Here is a 23,005-nt window from a genome sequence, read left to right on the forward strand (position 1 = left end):
TCTTATCGCCCTTTCCCCTTTGTTCTACTCCTTGACGGCCGACATAATCGCTGAATAGGCCCAGTGTCTGGAAGGCACATCATCGTATTTAGGCCCTGCGGTCTGCTGCTTCCCTCTTCCAATGATATTGTTGATCAGCACAACCGCCTGAGCTCTTGTGAGCTTGCTGTCAGGCTTGAAGGTTCCGTCCGGGAAGCCCTGGATATAACCGGCCTTGGCGAACGCTGCGATGTAATTTTTCGCCCAATGGCTGGTCGCGTCGGAAAACTCCGACTTCCCTCCCTGGCTGACATTCAGGTTCAGTACTCTCGATAAAATAACAACAAATTCCGCTCTCGTCAGACCGTTTTTCCCGCGGAAGGTGGTATCCGGATATCCGGACAGAATGCCCGCCGATGTAAAGAATGCGACAAGATCTTCCTTGCTGCGGTCTACGTCGCTGAACACATTTGCAACCGTAACATCCTCCTTGTCCAGCAGCTGTGAGAGGATTTCGGTAATCTCATACCGGGTGAGCGCCGTGTCCGGCTTAAATTGGCGGCTGTTGTAGCCCGAAATATATTTCACATCTTTTGCATCGCTTTTCAATTCGTATTTCGCATTCTCAACCACGCAGTTAATCGTGATGACCTTATCATCAGAATCGGTAATGAACTTGATCGTCATATTCTTCGTAATCAGAATATCACCCTTGTACAGCTTGCTGTCTTTCGTCGGGCTGCTTCCATCGGTCGTGTAATAAATCATTTGACCCTCCGGCACAGATAGCGTCAATTTGCTGTTTCTGGCCATAGTGACAGCCGTCTTGCCGTCCATTTGCACCTTTTTAGAACCGATGCTGGCGGTAACAGCCGGCTGCGGAGCCGGTGGCGGGAAGAACACAAACCAGCCGCCGGACTCCTTCTTCGTCCAGGTTCCGGAGAAAACCTCGCTGTCTTCCTTATCCTCGGCAATCGTGACCGCTTTGATGGTCGTCGTGTCCATCAAGACGATTGGCCCGGTGTATAGACGTGATCGTCCGTCAGGCTCACTGCCGTCCAGTGTGTAATAAATAGTTCCCGCCGGTTCAACTGTGCTCAGACTAACCGCTGCTTTGTCCGTGAATGTTTCGGACTCGGAATCCGCCGTCGGCGCTTGGGCCGATTCGGCAAATCTCGGTGCTGGAGCATTAAGCATGAAGCTTCTGGCAGCTCCATCCAGGGTGACCGTTAAAACTGCGCTGCCTGATGTCAAAGATCCCTCCAGAGAGCCTGAAACAGGCTGAAGCGAAATTTCTTTCGGATCGGCGCTCCAGGTCATTTCATCACCTTGGGTGAGTCCAAAGCCGTTCCGGATACTGTTAATCGTATCCTGCCCGTCAAGAATGACAGCCGCCGTACTGAGTTTGGATGCATCGCTTGCATGGAATGCCGCAAGTTGAGGGAAGAAGCCCGGAACGCCTCTCCAGACTCCTGCGTTGAGCTTGGCCGGCAAGCTTCCGCCCGCAAGCTCCTTGGACGTCATACCCGCACTTTCCGCCGCGCCTCCTGAAACCCGCTTCCCATCGGCGTCATAATAAGCCGTATTGGCCTTCAGCATCTGCTTGTTGAAGGCGGTGCCGGCAATGACAGCTGCCGCTTCCTTCCGGCCGGCAATGCCGCCGAAATCGCTCTTGCCCGGCACAATCCTGCCGCCGGTAACAGCGGTAACTTCACCGACACTCAAGGAATCGCGAATGACGCCTTCAGCCGCATATCCGGCAATACCGCCTGCCTGCGACCGGGTAGAGCCCTCCGCAGCGGCATGTCCCGAATAGTAGACATCATGGATCGTCCCGCTGTTCACGCCTGCAATGCCGCCAACCGCGGCTTGTTCGGCCTGAGCAGCGATATCCATATACGAGAATGATTCGCTGATTTCACCGGTTATCAGGTTGGAGCCGGCAATTCCCCCGCGCGTTAAGACAGCTGCGGAATGCCCGTTCATGCTTCCGCTTGAATAAGCCTGGCTGATCGTTCCCTCATTGGAACCGGCGATTCCTCCTGCAAACTCTCCCGCAGCCGCAAGCGTCGCGTTCACAGCCGCGTCTTCAATCATGCCTTTGTTCATGCCGGCAAGGCCTCCGGTATAATCGGCGCCGCTCACCGACATGGATGACAGCTCGATCCCGGTCATGTTGCCTTCATTCGTTCCGGCTGCACCGCCGGTATATTCGGAGCCGCTCACCGACATGGATGACAGCTTGATCCCGGTCATATTGCCTGCATTTGTACCGGCTATACCACCGGTATAATCGGAGCCGCTCACCGACATGGACGTCAGCTCGATCCCGGTCATATTGCCTGCATTTGTACCGGCTATACCGCCGGTGCGATCGGAGCCTTTGACCGCTCCTCCCGCTTTGATTCCGCTGATCGTCGCTCCCGCATGGTTGATCCCGGCCACAAGTCCGGTATTTTCACCGCCTGTGATACTCCCATCGACAAAGCTTACATTGGCGATGGTTCCGTTGTTCTCGGCTGCGAAGCCGTAAGCGGACCGTCCCTCCGCCGTTCCCGTCAGGCCGGCAATTGATTTGCCTTGTCCGTCGAACTGCCCGTCAAAAATGCCAAACGGCACCCAGTCATGACCGTCCATGACAATGTCCGCGCCAAGCGAAAGCTTGGTCATCTCCGGTTTGACGGTCGCTGTCCGGTTAAACAGCCTGAAATAGGCAAGCGCGGTTTCGTCATTGTACAGTCTCACAGCGGCATTCAATTGCTCCGCGTTGAGAATTTTGAAATCAGCGGGCTGCGACCCGCTCAGGAAAGAGGCTTCGAGGTCAAAATTCCAGTTTTCATAACCGTACGAGCCGGCAAGGTCCTTATCCGCCTTATTTACCTCTGCCGTGCCCAGATTACGTCCAACCCCGTTCAGCGTGCTCAGATAATCAGAGGATGTCACCTTCCCGTTCCGGAAGTTGTAGCCAATGAATCCCCCGCTGAAGACGTTCGCTCCTTCCGCATCCACCGTAAAGGCCGGTACGCGGGCAAAAGCATCTTCGATTATGCCGTCGTTGTAACCGGCAAAGCCGCCTGCATAGGATCTTGCAGGGTGATTGACGCCTATCGTCGCTACCCGTTCCTGTACGGCGTAGGCTTGCCTGATGATCGCATTCCGCTCGACAACCCCGGCAAAGCCGCCGCTTTGCGTATCAAAACCGGTATTGGCCACCTCGCCGTCCGCATAAGCGCCAATGATGGTATAACGGTCTACGTAACCCGCAAAACCGCCGGCATAAGAACCGGTAATCCCCTGGACTTTTGTATCTCCCTTGGCGTAAGCCCGGTCTACAGTCCCCGAGCCTGAGCCCTCTCCGCCAAGAAGGCCGGCAAAGCCGCCTGCATAAATGGTCGTGTCCGGATTATCGCAAAATGCTTCGACAGGAAGATCGGCATATGAATCCGTAATTGCGGTGTCGTCGCCCATTCCGATCAATCCGCCAACATATGTCGACGGCACCATTCCCGGTTTGGTGACGGCGCTGCCGATAGTGATTTTCTCTCCTGCCTTTGACACAGCGCGCACATAATGAATCTCACCGCCTGCAGCCTGACCGACCGCCCCGCCAACCTCATAGACGTTGCTGGAATCCGCACCGATCTTGCTGCCGGCAGCAGCATTGACAATGATGCCGTCGCTGAAGCCCGCGATACCGCCAACGACAGCCTTTTTGCCGCCGGTGACATCAAGAGAGGCCCTTGACTGAGAATAATAAATGGAGGCAGTCTCATTCCTGCCGACGATGCCGCCCACGAACAAATCCGCTTGCTGATCCGTTCCATTCGCCGCAATACTGATTCCGGATACGGAAGTATTGTAAAGCCCCGGATAAAAAGGTGCAGCCTTGCCGAAATCAAGACTCCTGTCGGGATTGCTCGCCGCTAATATTCCGGCAGCGCCGCCGATCGCCGATCCGCCCGTTTGCGCGGCTGCGTCTATTGCCATCTGCGCATCCGCTTGGTCCAGCAGCGAATCGTCAGACCGCCCGACAATTCCGCCAGCCGTAACCCCGTCTCCGGCAGCACGGATCGTGCCGCTCGCCTCAATCTGCCGCGCCGCGGCATTGGCAAGCCTGCCCGCAATCCCGCCCACAGTAACCTGGGCGTTCCCGCCGTCAGCGGCAAGCGTCAGACCGCTGACTTGGACATGATCCAGATCATAGGTCTGGCTGCCCTTGCCGTTCTTGACTCCAACGATACCGCCTACGGTGCCGCTGCCCTTCAACTGCGGACCGTCCTGCATGCCGGTCAGCGTTATATTCGAGATTGGACTATCGGCAGCCGACTGGCCGATCAAGCCGCCGAGCACGGATCCCGCGCCCAGCGCTTCCAGACTGCCATTCTTCAAGGCAAGTGACAACTTGTCGGCTTTGCCGGATATATGCTCTCCGATCATTCCGCCAAGCGTGTCCCCTGCGCCTGTCGACGAGATGCGGAAGTTCGCGGACATATCCCATTCCATGCCGATTACATCCCCGGCTTGTTTCCCGATCATTCCGCCGATGACCGCATTCTCTGCACCGCTGCCCACACTGCCGTCAACAAGCGTAAAGCTGACCGTCTCCGGTGTGACCGCAGCGGAATTATCGCCAATCAATCCTCCGGCGACCGAATTCGCTCCAACGGCTTCGATCCGGCTGCCGCCTTCCATACGAAGCGAGAGTCGTGCCAGCGTTCCCGTGTTTTTGCCGAGAATGCCGCCGACCGTGCCGCCGCTGATTTCGGTGCCGTTCAACAGCCTGATCTCCACATCGGAGACCTCGCCCCTATTCAGACCCGCGAGCGCTCCTGTAAATTGCTCACCGGACACGGACAATGGCTCGAGGATGACCTTCCGCACCTTGCCTTGTTCTCCGATGACGCCGAACAAACCGGCATACTGATCATCGGTCGGCGCGCTGAGCCCGTCGATCAATTGGCTGTCCCCGTCAAAGGTTCCATTGAAAGGATGGTCTTCATCAATGCCGATCGGCACCCATTGATTCGACTGGATATGAATCGGGTTCAGCATCCTGATTGTGCGGTCTTCGAATGAGAACGGCGCGACACCTGGAATCGTACCGTTCACAACCGCTGCCAGTCCCGCCAGCTCCGCCTCGGTCCTAAGCTCGAAGCTGATCGCTCCCGTATCACGCAAATACCAGTTGATATTGGCATTAACATCGTTCCCGCCGCCTGCTCCTCCTCCGGTATTGGCTGTACGGACCAACTCCGGATACTGGTACGCGGCATTCATCGAGCCGTATCTCCACGTGCTGTCAAAATCCCATCCGGACAACGCGGGAAAGTAATCCCTGTTTTGCAGCGTGGTTGACAGGATGGTGCTGAGCCGTGCATAAACATTCAGCCAGATATAGTTGCCTTCGGCAAAATCCGGCAAATCCCCGTTGATGTCGTTGTCGACATCCTTCACATAATACGTCCTGTAAAGCAGTTCCTTGCTGGCATTGTCATAGCGCCCTGCAAAACCTCCCGCAAGCGCGCCGCCGCCTGCCGTGACCCGGCTTGCCGAATAAGCGGTCTCGACCGTACCGTCCGTCAATCTGCCTACCAGCCCCCCGGCGTAAGAATGATCGGCATTCGCCGCAACTTCCCCTGCTGTATAGGAGTTGCTGATGATCCCGGCCGCATGCGCCCCAACGAGCCCCCCGACAATCGTGTAGCTGCCGTTGGCCGTTACTTTGGATACTGAATAGGATTTATCCACCGTTCCGCTGTTCCGGCCGATCAGGCCGCCCAAATAAACGGAATGGCCATTCGTTCCGTATGCATCTCCTGTTACATCGATATCGACATAGGAGGCGATAACGCCGCCCCGGTTCTCGCCGGATAATCCGCCGGCGAAAGCATCCTTTCCTTTTAGCGTAAGATTGGCGTTGGAATAGGTGTAGTAAAGGGTTCCGCCCTCCGCATTCACCCCGGCTATCCCGCCCAATATCCCGGATTCCCCAATGGAGGAAACCGAGATTTTATCGGAAATGCTGGCGTTGGCGATCAGGCTGCGATTCTCTCCAACCATGCCGCCGGTCACCGAATCCGGCGCATTGACCCATATTGTGCCGACCATGCGGCTGTTCTGGATAGTGCTGACCGCGTGAACCGGATCGTTCTCCGGATCTGTGCCCCGCTTATCATTGACGCCGACGATTCCGCCGACTATGGCGGAGATCCCGGTATCATTCACCTTGATGCTGAGCGCTGCCGTATTATTGTCTGCAAGGACAGCCTCGTCGGTAGCGAGGTTATAACCGGCCATGCCGCCGACTGTTGTGCCTGGACTGCTCACAATGAGATTGACGGAGCCGGAAAAAACCTGATCCAGCCTGGTCTTGTTATTGGTTCCGACAAGGCCGCCAAGTACGGAGGAAGCTGCCGAGGTCGTGCCGGTAATGACCAGATTGTCCGCATTCGTCAGTTCTCCGTCTCCAATGATGGCTCCGTTCTCGCTGCGGCCGGCAATTCCTCCGGCCTGCGCGTTGGTGCCTTCGGCGGTTATCATCGCGTAATCAGGCAGCTCGCCGTTCACCTGGAAATCGCTGATTTCGGTATTTTGCGCCGATCCGACAATCCCTCCAATGATGGCCTTGACGCCGGTTGCCTTAATCAGCGCTTCCTCGCCTGCCAGAACCCGAACATGGTGGATGCCGGCCAAATCCGTCTGGCCGCCCGGCGTCTGTGAATGGCCGGCGATTCCACCGGCTTCGACCTGCTCTCCGCCCGACTCAATCTGCAGGGCATTCACCTGAACATTGGTGATGGTGCCCGTATTGCGGCCGGCAATTCCTCCAAGCTCGTTGTCTGATCCCAATGCGATAATTGTGATATGGTCCGCCAACCCCTTAGGCGTATCCGCGGCATTCTCTCCGAAAAGTCCGCCGATCTCAAGCGCGTCTCCTGCTGCCGATACCGTCAGGTTCCGCACCGTTAACGCATCGCTATTGCCCGCCTGATCACCCAGCCCGACGGTATTCTGAAGGCCGGCAATTCCCCCAGCCTTGACTCCGGATGCCGGAACATCGATATTCAGATTCTCCGCATCCAGATAGACATCGGCTGATTGATTCCTGCCTACGGCGCCGCCAACGAAGCTGTCGGATGCCTTCACCTGAATGTCTACCTGCTTAACGGCAACCGGCGTCACGTCCGTACCGATATGCGCATCGGAAGTCAGACTGCCCGCGACAGCCCCCAGAAAGTAGCCGCTTCTTCCGGCCTCGCTGAGCAAGCCAATTCGGGTGACCCCGCTGTCCGTAATGGCAAGCGAACCTGTATTATGGCCGATTACCCCGCCGGCGGTCATCCGGTCAATGCCGTTTGCAGCAGCGAGCTTGACGCTGTCGCTGCCAGCTGCAGCTTCGTCGCCAACCGATGCTCCGGTAATCACGCCTCCGGCGGCACCCGCTATTCCGCCAATGAAGCCGTCATGGGTTGTCACCGTCCCGCTGAAATACTTGACCGCTGCGGTATTGACGGTGCCTTCCATATGGCCGGCTACCGCTCCAATAACGCCATCAGCCGTAATAGCGGCATAGCTGCCCGCCTTATTGCCGGAAGCCGCATTATTTATCGCGCCGCCGTTCATGTAGCCGGCAATTCCCCCCGTATACGTACCGGCTCCGCCGCCAGTTGATACGATCGTGCCGCTGAAGGAATCCTGACTCAGAGCCCCGATGCCGCCCCCATCGGCGAAGTAACCAACAATCCCTCCTGTACTGACGGGATTCGTCTGGTCGGAAGCTGCCGCTGTGACGGTAATCCCCCCGGAAAACGCTGCATTATAGACTGTTTTATCGACTCCATCCTGCACGATGCCGATGAATCCGCCCGTGTACAGCCCGGTATTACCGGCAACGGCAATATTGACGGCGCTGCTCACGTTATCACTGTTTTCGGTGATTCCCCCGCCCGGGGCTCTGGCATAAGCGCGGTTGGACGAAATGCCTCCCGTGTACACGCCCGTCCCTCCGATTACGGTAATCGCCCCATTGTTCGCATAAGCATTTTCAGCCGGATTGTTGAAGAGAAGCCGGCTTCCGGCATAACCGGTCAGACCGCCGGTATATGCGTTGTCCGGTCCAACCGGCTGCGCTCCTCCGGATACCGAGATGGCTCCGGCGTTTACGGCAGTTCCCGACAAGCTCAGCTCGCCCGTCACAGAGCCGAACAGCCCGCCGCTGTATACCTGACTCATTCCGGACGCAGTGACGCCCGCACTGTTTGCAAGATTTTCGCCCCAGGCCAAAGCGCCCTCGATGTAACCGGCAACTCCGCCCGTGTATACGTTGGAGCCTCCGTTATTTGTCACGGCTCCCGTATTGTTGAAGGCAAACGCATGGGTGCGCCCAACCAGCAAACTATCCAGCGAACCGGCCAGCCCGCCCGCGTAAGAGCCGCTTGCCGATGGAGCTGAAATACTCACCGCCCCGCTGTTTGCTGTATCCTCCGAGAAGCTCGCCGTCCAGCTTGCTCTGCCCACGATGCCTCCGGCATAATTGCGCAGCCCGCCGCTGGACGACACAGCGCCCGCATTCAGAATTGTCGTATTGTCGTCGCCCATGTTGACAGATACGGGCGCATATCCGACAATCCCTCCTGCGTACGCCTCATTGCCGGAGGAAGATGCGTTAACCATGCCGTAATTCCACACTTTCTTGAGCTCCAGGCCGGTCCCGTAAACTTGCCCTGCAACTCCTCCGGCATACACATCCCCTCCGGACGCGGTGACTGCGGCGTGATTCTCCACGTTGGAGACCACGCCTTCACTCTGGCCCACGATGCCTCCGGCATAAGTCACGCCGGTTACCGTAGCGACCGATATCTGCATATCGGTTGCAATATTGATATCGTATAATGTGCTGTTGTTCGTCATTTTGCCGACTGCCGTGCCGGCATAGACGGCTTGCGTAACGGAAGTCAGATTGATGCCGCCGCCCGTGAACGTTAATCCGCCTACCGTCGCGGCATCCATGTTTCCAATGAAGCCCGCGTACTCGGCATTGTCCACCGTCATCCCGCTGATTGTCTTGACAACACCGCCAGCTGCAATAAGCGTTCCTCTGAAAGGATGATCCGCTGTGCCGATTGGCACCCACGTATAGGCGGATACATTCAGATCGCCCGCGATCTCCAGCACCCTGCCGTTAAAACCGTCAATGGAGTAACCGTCGTCGCTCAATCCGCCATTGACCAGCTTCGCAATACCGGCAAGCTTTGCCGGCGTATCAATCGTAAAGGTCGCATAGTCCGGATCATACCAGCCGGTGTCAGCATAATCCGTCCAGTACTCCGCCCCTGCCTGTGCCGTGAAAGCCTTCCATCCGGCCAATCCGGCCAGCACCAATAACAACGCCAATCCAATTGCAAACCTTCTTGTTCCCGGCTTTACAGCCATTTAAGTCACCGCCTCAATTTGTTAAGCCCCGCCTGAAAGCGGACATCCTGTACGTTCCCTCTTCTTAACAGCAAGGAGCCGGCAACCTGTTCGAGCGGTTGCCGGTGCTGCCTGTCATTATTTTCCGGTTATCAGGGCATCGAGCCGCATCACAATTGCCGCAGCCTGCGCCCGTGTCAATCTATCCGTTGGGTTGATTTGTTGATTCTCGCCCAGAATGATGCCTTCCTGAATACAAAGCGCTGCTGACAGCTTGGCCCACTCGGGAATGGATGGACCGTCCGCGAATGTGCCGAGCAATTGCGCAGCTTTCTCCTCTGTAAGATCGCCGCCGCGGCCGAGCGCGTTCAACAGTCTGCCCGCCATGGTCATCGCCTCAATCCTCGAAATGGTCGCGCCCGGACCATATGAACCGTCGCCCATTCCGGTGACAATACCCATTTGCGCGGCAATGGCTACGCTTTGGTAATACCAGTCCTGCTTCCAGACATCGGCAAAGGATGCCCCCGCTTGTTTATTCATCATGCCTGCGGCCCTAAGCAGCAGCGTCGGATACTCCGCCCGCGTAATATTGCTGTCCGGTTCGAAACGCCCAGCGCCTCTGCCCATCACAAACATTTTGGACGCTGCCTGATCAATCGACTGCCTGGCCCATGAGCCGGCCTTCACATCGGTGAACGATGCGCTTTTCCGCATGAACACCAGACTGCCGCTTCCGGTCAATTGCACGTTCACATAGGCCTGATTGCCGGACCGCTCCAGCTTCCACGGCAGCGTGGTCCATGCCCCGTCCGGGCTTCTCAGCATGACCGCCGTTATATCCTCAGGCTTGATTGCACCCGGCACCGCGATGCGGGCGGCGGCGTAAGAATGCCAGTTGGCTGCTGGAAGATTCGTACGGATCGAAATCCCTTCTCCTGATCCGAGCATGGAGGCATCCGAGTCATCCGCAATTTGTTCCAGCGCTTTAAGCGCAGCAGCATCGTTCGGATCGATGGAAACCTCCAGATCCTGGTCCATTCCCGCCAGCATATCGGGCGTCAGCGTCAGGCGGCCTGCCGGAACATCGATGATGATCTGCCGTCCCTTATCCGCCGCCTGCTGCACGAGCGCCTTCTCGAATTGGAAAGTATAGCCCTTCAATGATGAATCCCTGGATACAATCCGGATATCCGACGTATCGTCTGTTATATCCTTGGTCGTAATCCGGGCGGTCAGCCTGCCGTCGTCTGTCCGCTGCGCGTCAAACGGCTGGTCGTTCAGGCTGAGTGCCGGATCTTTCGGACCTACGGCCGGAGCCCCCGCTCCGCCGAAAAATCCGCCTACCGATTGCCATACCTGGGCGGTAAGCTTAGCTGAAGCCGCCACGGCCTTTTTGTCCGAAGAGGTCCGCTTCGCCACCACTATGATATTGCCCGGCTGGGCAGCAACCACTCCGTCTTCAGGAAGGAAGCCCCAATCGCTCAGATCCTCATTCAATGATGGTTGCCTCGCAGTCTCCGATTGCGAGAATACGTTGTAAACCAGCTGATAGCCAAGCATTTCTCCCGGATTGTCTATCTTGACTTCGGTCAAGGCGCTCTCAAAAGCGATTGGAGACGTTGAAGCTTCCAAATGACCGAGCCCCGTCGGTTCAGGCACTTCCACGGAAACAGCCTGCATCGCTTCAAGCGTGACGCCGTCAGCCAGTTCGTAGCTTGCCTGAATCAGGCTCGCCCCCGTTTCTTCCGCAGTGATCGTTCCGTCATCGGCCAAGGTCACCGAATCGCCCTGCAAAAGGGTATAGCGGACCCGATCGCTTGCGGCCGTAACCTCCTTGCATGACGGCTTGCCTTCCGCTGCTTCGCCCTCCGGCATGCACAGCACGACCTGCAGCTTCTGCTTGTCGCCCGGCTTCAAGCCAAGCTCCCGCTCGCCCGGCTGCGCTCCCGCCTTCTGGATGGAGATCTCTGTCGGAGCCTGGAATTTGTCGTTCGTCACTTCAACGACCGCTTGATTGTAGTTCCCCGCTTTGTCGTGAGCCTGTACCGTCAGCTCTACCGTTGGAGCATCCGAGCTGACAGCTACTTCTCCTGAGAATTTGCCGTCCTCTGCTACGGTAAGAGGAGTAGTGTTCGTGCCGTCCAGCACCTCCAGCGCGTCACCCTTGGTCGTCTGGCCGGAGAAACGGATTTTTCCGTCTATCGTTCTGTCTCCGGTGATCGGCTCGTTCAGATACAAAATCGGAGCGATCGTATCCACGGTCAGGTACAGCATCTTGACGGAGCTGTCCTGCGTCTTCGTGTTGGTCACACGCAACTCAACCGCATATGTGCCGTCCGTTGTGAACGGATCAAGCTGCAGCACCCCATGACTGCCCTCGCCATCCTTTTGCAGCGCAACCTTGCCGACGGATTTGCCATCGTTGATCGCCTCTACTTCGACATTCGGCAGATCGGAGTACAGCTCAATGCTCTGCTGTGCCGTATTTTTCGTCGTGATGTCAATTCTGGCGGTCGGCGCCGAGAAATCCTTGGTTTGCTCGAGCTTCGGCTTGACCGGCGCCGGAAGCAGCGTATTCACACTGTCGACCCTCTCGGCATAATGATAGTTTTCATTTTTGTCCGTTTCCTTGTCAGGCTTGACTACGGCCTCGACGCCGATTACATATTTCTGTCCGACCTGCAATCCGGAGTATTGAACATCTTGTGGATCCAGTGCCTTGCCTTCCAGACTGCTTTGATCGACAGTATTGTCTGTTGTCGTCGCGGACCAGCCGCCGAGCAGAATGCCCTCGTATTTACCGGTTGACGCATTCCAGTGATCGGCCAGCTCCTGGCCGGTAAGCAGAATGTCGCCAAAATTCAGATATGGCGCAAGGCTGCCGTTCTGATCCTGCAGCGCAGTGATCACATAATCATGCTCGAACGATTCCTGACCGGCTTTCTTCGCCGCCGGCTTGAAAGACAGCGAGAAGTATCCATCGCCCGCAGGCTTGATCTCCACATCGGTTACTTTGCTTGGCGCAAGCGGATCGACGATACTGATCTTCTCCGGCGACGATTTGGTGCCGAAGGTGGATGCCGACTTGAGCTCGGCACGCAGGTAATAATCGCCCTGCTGCAGCAGCCCGCGGATATCCTCCTCGCCGCCCAGCATGTTCACCTTGGTGACGTCGATGTCCGTTTTGCCGCTTGTCGCGGAGCCGGACTTGCCGCCGTTATTGCCAACCGGCAGTCCTTTGGCAATCAGCATTCCCGGATCGCCCGGATCGAGCACCTCCTGCCCGTTGGCCAGCTTGGCCGTGTTCGAGGATACGGCATTCTCCGTTAAATAGAGGTCCACCGTGTCGCCCGTCTCGGCGTTGTCCACAGTCCAGCTTGCCGTAAATTTATTCATGTCTGCTCCGCTTTGCGTCAGGTTCACCTGCTTCAGCTGCGGAACCGTCGGTACATTAATCAGACGGGTTTCGACCGGCGATTGCGCGGTAAGCGTCCAGCTCCCGCCATTCTTGACCTTATCCTCGGGAAGAATGATATAGGCCTTCCGGTGATCCACCTTGTCGCTGGACGAAGCCGCAGAAATATACTGGGTAAAGGCGTTCGCGTCAGGATTCGTATTCGTGTTGTCGAAAACCACCGGATACGCCTTGCCGCTCGGGTCCTTCAGTGTAAAGCCTGGCATTTCCTTATCGGTATACTCCATTTCGATAATGGCGTTTCCGCTCACGCCGCTCATCGGAATTTCGTGAATGCGTCCGTTATTGGATACCGTAATCCCGCCGACGCCGATGTCCATCGACCCGTTATCCAGCAGCTGTACGCCTTCGGAAATGTCCCGGTAGGTGATCTGCTGCGTCTCTTTCTCGGCATCCACCCAGGAGGTTGCGACCGTCTTCATCCCCTGCCCGATAACAAGCAGGCGCGGTCCGCGCTCGGGATCATTGATCAGCAGATCGGCAAAGCCGTCGGGAAGCTGTTCACCCGAGGTGCCGAATTCGACACCGCCGCCCCAGTAGTACGTAATCCCCAGGGAAATAAACAAGATACCGATGCTGCCCCAGATCTTGTCGTTATTGAGACCGAAGAATACGCTTGACAGCGGCATCCCGCCGACAACAGGCACATCCTCGGGTATCTGTACCTTGGCACCGATATAGCCTTCGAAGTCGATCCGGTGCTTCTCGAGATTTTGTCCGACAAAAATCCCGACCTTGCCCACAATCAGATTCCAGCCGCCGATGTCCACTTCCGCCGCCATATGCACGAACCATGGACTCGTCCACTGGGCTTCAATCAGCGCCATGGTCAGCATCTTGATCAACTGGTCGTCTTCGGGCTCGGCCACCGCGGAAAAATCCATGGTGCCTTCCAGCTTAATGCCCGTACGCTTCAAGGTCATGTCGATATCGCCGAAGAAGTAAGCCGGCGCAACCCCGAATCGCAAACCTACGCCGGCTTGCAGCGTAAGCGGGAACGGATCATCCTTCGTTCCTCCCGCGATCGTATCGGCCAGTTCACGCACCGCTCCCCGCAGCGCAGTCAAATTCAGCGCCCCGGCAATCGGAATGCCCGGCGCCGGCAGCGTTGTTCCGAATGCAATGACATCGGGCAAGATGCGGCCGTCTGCCACCTGCTTGAAGGAGAGTTCCGCGGAAATTTCCGTCATGCTTTTCAATTGGGCGTCGAATTTTATGCCGTATTGATTCGATACATCCTCCACAGGCTGTACAAAATGCACGATATCGATTTCGCCGCTAGGGCTGCCCGGTTCTTCCTCTTCTTCTTTGCCCCCGCCACCGCCTGGACTTCCGGGTGTATCCGGATTTTCTGGCGTACCAGGGTTTCCGGGCGCGTCAGGATCCTCGGCTTCACTGGTTTCCTCCTCATCGGAGTCCTCCGGCTCGATCAATCCAATTCCTTCATTGAGATTGAACTTGAGCGCCGCATCGATTCCGACAAAACCTTTGTCGTTGAAGATAACGTTGCGAACCTCGGCATTGATAAAGCTCAGGGAAATGCTCCCGCCGAAAGATACGCCGCCCTGTCTGAGCACGAAGTCGTTAAACTTGATGCCGAACCCGCTAAACGAAAACCCCGGCACTGCGAACAGGCTGTGCTTGTTGAAATATACGAGCGGGACCGTCACCTGCCGCAGCGGATTGATCTGGTCGCCAAGCGCTCCCGACGCCCACTGCAGGCCGCCGTTCAGACTTAAGTCCATCGGATTGCCGCCGCTTTGCGGATAATCCTCAGGGAAAAGTGAATAGCCGTCGCCCAAGGATTTCTCGAAGCCGTTATAGAAGTCCAGCGTCCATTCTCCCTTATGGAACACGAAACCGCTGCTGGCCACGCTGAGCGTGCCATCTCCCTTTACAAACAAGGTGTCGAAGAAAGGCATGTCATTATAGCCCGCAAGACCGGACAGATTAAAAGCATCCAGCTTGCCGCGCACGAACACCATATCCTTGCCCTGGTAGGCGACGGCGTCATTGATAATCGCCGGCTCGGTCTTCGTGTCCACCACGACCTGCTTGTCGTCGCTTCCGCCGGACTCCTTGATCATTCCACGGATGCTGACAAGCATTTCACGGTCGGGATGCTCCTCCGAATCGAAGAATTCCTCGAATTCCTCCTCGGAATCAAACAGCTTGTATTCGTAGGCCGGCAGCTCCGCCAATGAATCCGTGTCCAGAAACGGACCCATATCGAAGCCCGAATCCACCGCTTGGCTCGCAATTTTCAGGAATCCCATCGCCGTTGTATAAGCCTGGACAGCGTTGAACGGATCCCCGGGGTTCTTAAACTTATTCGTCGGATAAGCCTCGTTAAGCTCATCCAATTGCTCCTGACCCATGGATAGGGGGACGGAGCTTAAGTCGACCGTTTGCTTGTAGACAGCCATGAGCTGCGCTTCCCGGATCCGGGTCGCGTCATTGTCCGTGACAATAAATGTCTGCTTCGTCGAGACGCTGTACATTGAAGCGATATCCGCATTGCCTCCGGTGTCGCCTTTGTAGTCAATTTGGACCCGGTATTCGCCAAGCGGCAGATCCGGTCCGAGGCCGCTCTTGTCCTCGATAGCCACGCCATTGTCGTCTACCTGATCGCCGCCCCGGTACGTGATGCGCATATCGCCGGAGAAGCCGTCGTCCGTCGGCTGCAGAATGACCGAGCTTTTGACCGGCACCTTGTAGCGCTCTCCGCTGGCCGCATTCTCCAGGAACAGGTCAAAGTTCGGTTCGGCCGAGTCATTGCCGGTATTATACGCGTCGATATTCGTCATATTGACCGTAATATATTTCACATCGCTTGCGTAGTTCTCTTTGGGGGAGAGGCCGTAGGCCGTTGTCGGCACCGCGTCCCCGACAGCCGGCAGCAGAATGAAGCTGGCTTTGTTGGACTCATACTGCGCTTTGATGCCCTGGTCTTCTTCCCCGGCAAGCGTCTTATCCGTTTCCGGACTGCTAGCCGTCAGCATGTATTGTCTGGTTGTCGGCCAGGGCTTGCCTTTGGCTTTCACCTTGAAGGTGGCGGTTACCGTATCGCCAGGCTTGTATTTCGGAATAATGCCCTGCTCCGCTTCCGCCGGCGTGGCCGTCTTCTTGAAGGTCAGCTTCTTGCTGCGCCCCTGCTCCGTCTGGGCGCTGCCGTCCGTGTTTGTCACCACTTTGCCCTGATCGTCCAGCTTGACGAAATCAAGTCCGTCGTCAAGTTCCATGATGACCTCGATTTGCGATTGTTCCATATTGAACGCGGGCAGATTCTCCACTTCCGCGTTGATATCGAAGACGCCTTCATTTACATATGCGCTGTCGTCGTCATTCGTAGCCAGCTGCAGCGGCGTATCCAGATAACGGATGGAGAATACCTTGTCCGGAGCGACAAGCTCGCCCAGACCGTAGACGGTTTCGAACGATTGCGACGCCTTGTCGGCGATCACATTCGGATCCCAATAGAAAGCTACGGCGGAGTCGGCAGTTCCGTAGTCATTCGTATCCGTCGTATAATCCAGATTGCCATCCGGAGTATAATCCCACTTCGTATTGGCAAGACCGTTCCAATGTCCGACCTGCATCCTGTCCACAATATTGATGTTCTGCTCGGCAAAGTTGTTGAAGCCGTAGGCCATGACGTCAGTCGCCGTAGGCTTGCTCAGATCGAGCTTGTCCCGCATAACCCAATACGGCGGAAGTTTATAGTACGCTCTGTCTTCCGGAGAAATCTGTTCATTATCTTCCGGATTGTGCACCAGTTCCCGTTCGACCGTGAGCGGCTGCTCATAGGCCGTGCCGATCTGGAAGGCGGGACCGTCATTGCCGCCCACCATCGTATCCAATAGGATGCGGGTGCCCAGCTCCACCTGATGACCGCTGTTGTTAAGCACCTCATAGCGGATGTTGATGTTGCCCGCATTGAGCTTGTCGGATGGATCGGCATACAGCATCAATACCTGTTTGATTTGAACGCCTTTTATTGTCCAGACCGTTTCAATCTGCTTGGTGCCGTCGTTGTTCTCGATAATGCTCGGCTTGGATGTCTCAGAGAAGAAATCGATGCCGAATTTGTATGGATTACCGAATATATAAGGAGTCCCGTCAATCTTGAAGGTCGTAAAAGAAGTTTCCGGATCATCACCCTGAAAGAGCAGACTTACATTCTGGTCCTTCTTGCGAATGGGCTGCCCGTCCACCGTCCGGATGCCGAACCGGCCGGAGGCATTGTCGACTGTAATTTTAATAAAATCATTTTGCAGCTCCGTCACCTTGGGCGCGCTGATGTCCTCCGCAAGAGCGGACGAGATCCCGCTCCCCGAATAAAGGAACAGCAGCAGCGCGAGCACGCATGCAAGCAATTTGGTAAACAGCTTCAAAACGAACTGCCTCCTCTTGTGAAGTCTCTTTTTTGTATCGCGCGGGAAGCGGCGCCCCGGAAGAGGCACCACTCAGGCCCGCATCTGTTTCGATCAGCCATATGACTTCGCGCTAGCCTTTCTTACTGATGAAGAAGGTCGCAAACTCGCGTTCCCGCTCCTGGTTCCGGACTATAATCGTGTACCAGCCGGCACTTGGGAAGCTCACTTTGAAATTGCCTTTTACCAAATCGCTGTATGAAATGCCCGTGGCGATATATTTCATCTGCCCTTCCCGGTACAATCCGGACTGGTACAGCAGGTCGTAAGTGCCTTTCTCATTGACCTGATCGCGTCCGCCAACGTTCACAACGTTGTAGTTTGTAATATTGAACGTAAGCGTGCTCTGATCGAAAATGGCTGTCGTCGCGGACGAACCCGATATCAACAGGCCGTTGGCGAATATGCTCATGCCGTCGTCCTCGACTACCGTCACATATTGGGTAGCGGTCGCCTTGTTGCCGACTTCGTCGACAGCCGTATAAGTCACAAGCTGCGGACTGCCACCCGTCTTGCTCATATCCAGTCCGCTGACGATGACGCGGATGGCGCCCTCCGCTGACAGATTATCCGACACCAGGAATCCGCCGAGACCCAGCTCCTTGGCCTTGTCAGCGGTAACGATATAACCGCCGGCAGCAGAGTCCTTCACCAGACCAAGCGCATCCAGATTTTTCTTCACGATGCCTACAGCCGGTAAATTCAGTTCAATCGACGGCGGTGTATTGTCAAGTCCCTGAATATCGAGAGGCACCTTGACCGCATTGCCTACGATGTCCGACAGGGCAACGGTTGTCACTCCATTGGCGGAATAGGTCCGCGAGTAGCTGAAATTGCCGTCCTCCGAGCTTAAGGCATTCGAATAGCTGCCGTTTTCGGCTTTGGTCGGAGCTATGCCGAGGAATACCCGGTTCGGAGAAGCCGTTTTGCCAATTAGCGTCACCTTCACATTCCCTCTGGCAGCCTGCTTGCCGTTTACGGTCTTGATCTGATTTTGCGGCAGCGGATTGCCCGCGTTATCCACGAATGTATAAGTGATCGAATCAACTGCCGGCGGGTCCGGAATGATGTTGTCGACCACTTCTTTGACGACGTCCGTATTGCCGTACTGATCGGAGACAATGAAGGAAACCGTACCATTCTTCTGCAGCATGATCGTATCCTTGCCGTCCACTGCAGTCACGATGACATCCTCGGCCTCATCTCTTGCTTTGATCACCGTCAGGTTGACGCCGGAGGCAAACAGCACATTGCCGCTGCCGTCCTTAATCGTGCCGTAGCTCTTGCTGTCGTTCTCCCCGTACGTATAGGAGCGGACGACCTCGACCTTCGGCACCGCTTTACGAATATTTTCAACGTTGGCCGTAATGTCATTGGTGTTGCCGGCCTCATCCATCAGTTGGAAGGTAAAGCTTCCGTTCTCCGTAAATGTATAGGACGTCCTGCCGTTGTTATTGAGCACTCTGGCCGGCTCGGACAAGTCGACCAGTTGAACCGTCACATTGCCGTTGGTCGGAATTGTCTTCAAATATTCAATCTCACCATGAGGCAGTATGTCGTCGATGTTGCTGACGGAAATATACAAGGTGCCCGTACGGGTATCGTCCGCAATGTCGGTAAGGTCAAAGGCGTACACGCCGCTTGTGTTGACTTTGAATGTATTGCCAGACCGGACCGGAGCGGACGGATTCACAGCCGCAGGCACCACTTTGATGCCAAGCGGAGCCGTGACGTTAATGTCGACGCCTACGCTTGGCTTCACCGGCCGCGTTGTGCTCAGCGATGCCAATGCATAGACCGGCTGCTGCGTAGAGACACCCGACGTATCCAGCTTGACCGGATCACCGACGATACCGCCCGGCGTGCGGAATTTGACCTGGAGCTGCAGAGCCGCCAGCTTGTCCGTCGGCACCTTCAACGAGACGAAATTCGTGTAAGGGCTCCATTTCACCCAACTGGCTCCATTGTCCGGGGATACGGAATATTCATAGCCCGTTTTGTCCTCTGCGCCAAGGCCCAGCTTCACGATTGCGGTGTAGCCGTCCAGCGTGTCGCCATACAAGTAGATCAAGCCTGCTGACACAGAGGTCGGAGGAATTTCGTCAGCCTCCCTGGATATATTGAATGTGCCGGTGTGCGTAATGCCGGCGTTTCCGATTCCATCACGGGCGAGGACATAGAGCGTGTAACGCGCCGTTTCGCCCGGCTGCAGCCCCAGATTGTCGACAGCGGCCGTTCCGCCATCCAATGCCTTCCATCCGGACGAATTCTCATCCGGTATCGCATCCCCGTCCTTGACAAATTGATAGGCCGCGCCTGCACCTGTCGGAGTGTACAGTTCATTGATCGCAACCGTCACACTCTGGGAGGGCCGCGGATAATCGGAGCCGGTTCGGCTGAACGTCACTTCCGGAGGCAGATTGTCGAAATAATAGGCCTTGGAGAAGTAGTATTTCTTCTCCATACCAGACTGGTCCATCTTCGCCAGTATATAAAGATACTGCTTTCCGTTTAATGCCGGATCAGCCGGAATCACATAGCTTAAAGTGCCGTCGTCCGCTTGATCGACAGCCGCTAGCGGCGCGAACGCTCCGTCATCGGCAGGATGAACGGGACTTGAGCTGAAGGCATAGCCGGCAAAAAGCGGGCCGTCCGCAGCATCCGCCGGATCGGCTAAAGTCTGATCCTCTGCTCCGTCATCCCCATCCGAATAGGTCGCGTCAATGACCGTCTGCTCTCCCTTTCCGGCTTCATCGTCCAAGTACGTCGCAGAGGCAACATTCAGGGGCTGCAGCAGCGAGCCGCCAAGACGGAACTGCACCTCTTGGCTGTTCACGTACACATTGGCTTCGGGCTCCGGATCGAAGCTGCCGGTCACGGCATTGGCGGAGTTGACCGTCACGGTCTCGCTCATGAGGGTCTGCCCGTTGCCTGCATGATCCGATGCTTTCACATAGAGGACATAGCTGCCGTCCTCAATAATGTCATTCGACGTGGCCAGCGTCAGCCTGCCTCCCGAGCCAGGGAGATCCTTCCAATCGATGTCCTGAGGCTGAGCGCCTGCTTTCACCCATTGATATTGGCTGGTTTGGATTCCGCTGTGGGGATCATTCACCGTCACCTTGACCTGAACGGAAGAGGTATCGTTCCCGGTGGTGCCGTCAAATGCAATATCCGGCGCACGGTTGTCCACCTTGACGGCAGTCACATTATGCGTCCAGTTCGAATCGTCATTTCTGAAGTCGGCCAGGGGCCAGACGCTCAGATCGCCATAGCTGCCGACAGCCGCAAGCGCCTGGTTGTTGGCGTAAAAGATTTTGTCCGCCTCCGAGCCGGGCGCTTTGTCCAGCCAGTCGCTGTACTCTTGAGCATGGTCCTGGATATAGTTGTCCTTCTTCTCTTCCTGCATCAGCTCTCTCGCCGAGTCCCAGGTCATATCCGCCGTCCAGACATGCAAATACCATTCGCCGCTGTTCGGGGCGGTCAGCGCCTCCGGGGGAAGCGGGATCAGATTCGTTTTGTTGTTGACTACGCCAAGATCAAGCTCCGCCAGTTGCGCATTGCCCGGATACAGCTCCTCTCTGGGCTGTTTGCCAGACAAGGCGTACCGTTTGACGGCTGTGAACGGATCATCAAATACGGGATCGGATGGATCAATTATTGGTTCAACCGGTGCGTCTTTGAAGGGATCTGTCTCGCTGCGCGTCCACGCATAATAGACCAGTCCGACAGCCGGAGAATTCGATCCCGTCAAATTCGAAGGACGATAGATACCCTTGCTCGGCCGGGTCGTTCCGGGCTGCACGGGATCAAGCGCCGGCACAATCAACGGCGGATCGTTAGCGTCGATCGTCACCTTGCCGTTCTTCCGGTACGTCAGATTGTCGGCTCCTCCGTTCTCGAAATGATATCCGATCGCCGGCGGCGTATTGTCAATCGACAATCCTGCCCAGTCAATTTTCGAATTGACATTGGCTCTGTCATCGGCGTTGACATCCGCAGGCCAGACGCCGTCATAGTTGATGGGCTGGATCAGCATATTACCCGCATAATCCCACAGCACGTTGGTGTCGGACGGTTCATTCGTTGCGGGATTGAACGGCGCCTTATCATTCGTCAAGGCCACCGCCTTGAGCAGCGGTGTTTCCACTTCCTGTCCGTCCGGAATCTGGAGACTGAAGGTCCACTTGTCTGTTCCTTCTCCTGCTGTATACGTCGCTTTCATACCGTTATTCAAAAGCAGGAACGTCTTGGTTACGTCCCATTGCCTGTTCACGACGGCCGGCTCCGAGAGCTGCAGCGTGAAATCGAACGCATCATGATTATTAAGATTAACGCCGGTAAGAATTTGCGGCTGTATGCCGTTGCCCACCTTCGTGTACTTGGGCGGCACCGCATCGACTATGACGCGGAAGCCTTCTTTGCTGTAGTCGAACGGATCAACTGTTTTGCCGTCCAGATAATTATTGCTGCCCCCGTTGGCTGTACCGGGAAACGAAATATCCGCCACATTGCCGGCCGCGTCTGCGAACACGGCATCCTTGAACTTTTTCTCCAAAGGCTGGTCTATCGGCGGATCTCCCGACGTATCGTCGTCCGGATCGATCAGAATTTTCGGTTCAAGCGGATTATTGCCGCTGTTATGGTACTGGGTACCCGTATATTGATACGCAATGCTGTCATGAAGAGGAAACTTGAAATACTGATACGGGTCCCCTTGATTGGCTGAAAAAGTACTTTGCGTGTATGTCTTGCTGGTCGAATACTGCGCTTGCCCTGAGGCCGGCAGACCGGTTCCGGCTGGATTGACAAACAGCGGATGCTTAAGAAAAGCATCCGCATTCGCCGCAACGACTGTCGTAGGGCGTACGGGCTCGCTGAAATTGTAAGATAATGAAATATTTTCGCCCTTCTTGACATAAAGCTCCTGCTGATTAATCTTGTTGTTGGGCCATTCCTCTCCATTGCCGGTGAACGTGTAATCCGTCATCTCCGGACGTTCTTTATCCTGAAACTTGACAAATAAACCTCTAGGTCCCGACGGAGCGTCTACGCCGTCTCTGACACCGCTCACCTCGATCCGAATCTCGGTCGTCGGAGTTATCGTCACCACAGCACTTCTTGCCGAAACCCCGCCGTCCCATGCTTCTTCATACAATACTTCCGTTCCGTCCACGTAAATCCACGTTCTCGTTCCCTGGAAGCAATTTTCAAGACTCAAAAAGCCGCAGCCGCCTGATGTTTCAGTCCAGTGAAGGGAGCCCCATCCCACAATCGCTTGCGCCTGCCCGCTTTGTGCAATTGCCTTTAGAGCAGGATTGTCAGCTACGTTAATGATGAATTGGGCCGATTCTCCTGAATGTACGAAGACATCCCCATTAGCAGGATCCATATTGATCCCGTCACTTTTGGTGAAACCCGGCTGATTACTGGCAAAATTAAGAAACGAATTATCCGCCTCATGCGATAAATTTCCGATAAGCGTACCTGCGCCAAAAGTCACCTCCAAATCATCGCCTGCGGCTTCCGCCTTCGGCGCAGTCCAGACCGGCAGCAGCGAGAAAAGCAGACTAAAAACCGCTGTCACCGCCAGCCATTTTCTCAACTTTTGGCTATTCAACATCAACATATGACCCCCCAGCTATAAATCTGATTCCAATTACCTATATTACTCCAGGATTCTCACAAAACGCTGACAAGCTTC

At 55.8% G+C, this 23,005-nt stretch carries 3 protein-coding genes; all 3 read right to left on the reverse strand.

Translation table 11 applies throughout. From position 1 onward, the window contains the following. Positions 1 to 24: 24 nt before the first annotated feature. Positions 25 to 9,411 carry a chitobiase/beta-hexosaminidase C-terminal domain-containing protein gene (locus AC0YNV_RS11475; protein WP_475768206.1) on the reverse strand — a complete coding sequence of 3,129 codons (9,387 nt, stop codon included), beginning with the start codon at positions 9,409 to 9,411 and terminating at the stop codon, positions 25 to 27. 117 nt (positions 9,412 to 9,528) lie between these two features. After that, entirely contained in the window at positions 9,529 to 17,262 is a 7,734-nt protein-coding gene (locus AC0YNV_RS11480) for an S-layer homology domain-containing protein (protein WP_475768207.1), read from the reverse strand. Positions 17,263 to 17,374: 112 nt separating this feature from the next. After that, positions 17,375 to 22,924 carry a hypothetical protein gene (locus AC0YNV_RS11485; protein WP_475768208.1) on the reverse strand — a complete coding sequence of 1,850 codons (5,550 nt, stop codon included), beginning with the start codon at positions 22,922 to 22,924 and terminating at the stop codon, positions 17,375 to 17,377. Between the last annotated feature and the right edge of the window lie 81 nt (positions 22,925 to 23,005).

The sequence above is a fragment of the Paenibacillus sp. JT31N11 genome, from assembly GCF_056269285.1.

Coding starts and splice junctions, on each gene's coding strand:
- AC0YNV_RS11475 (WP_475768206.1), bottom strand. CDS start 9,411: ATGGCTGTAAAGCCGGGAACAAGAAGGTTTGCAATTGGATTGGCGTTG.
- AC0YNV_RS11485 (WP_475768208.1), bottom strand. CDS start 22,924: ATGTTGAATAGCCAAAAGTTGAGAAAATGGCTGGCGGTGACAGCGGTT.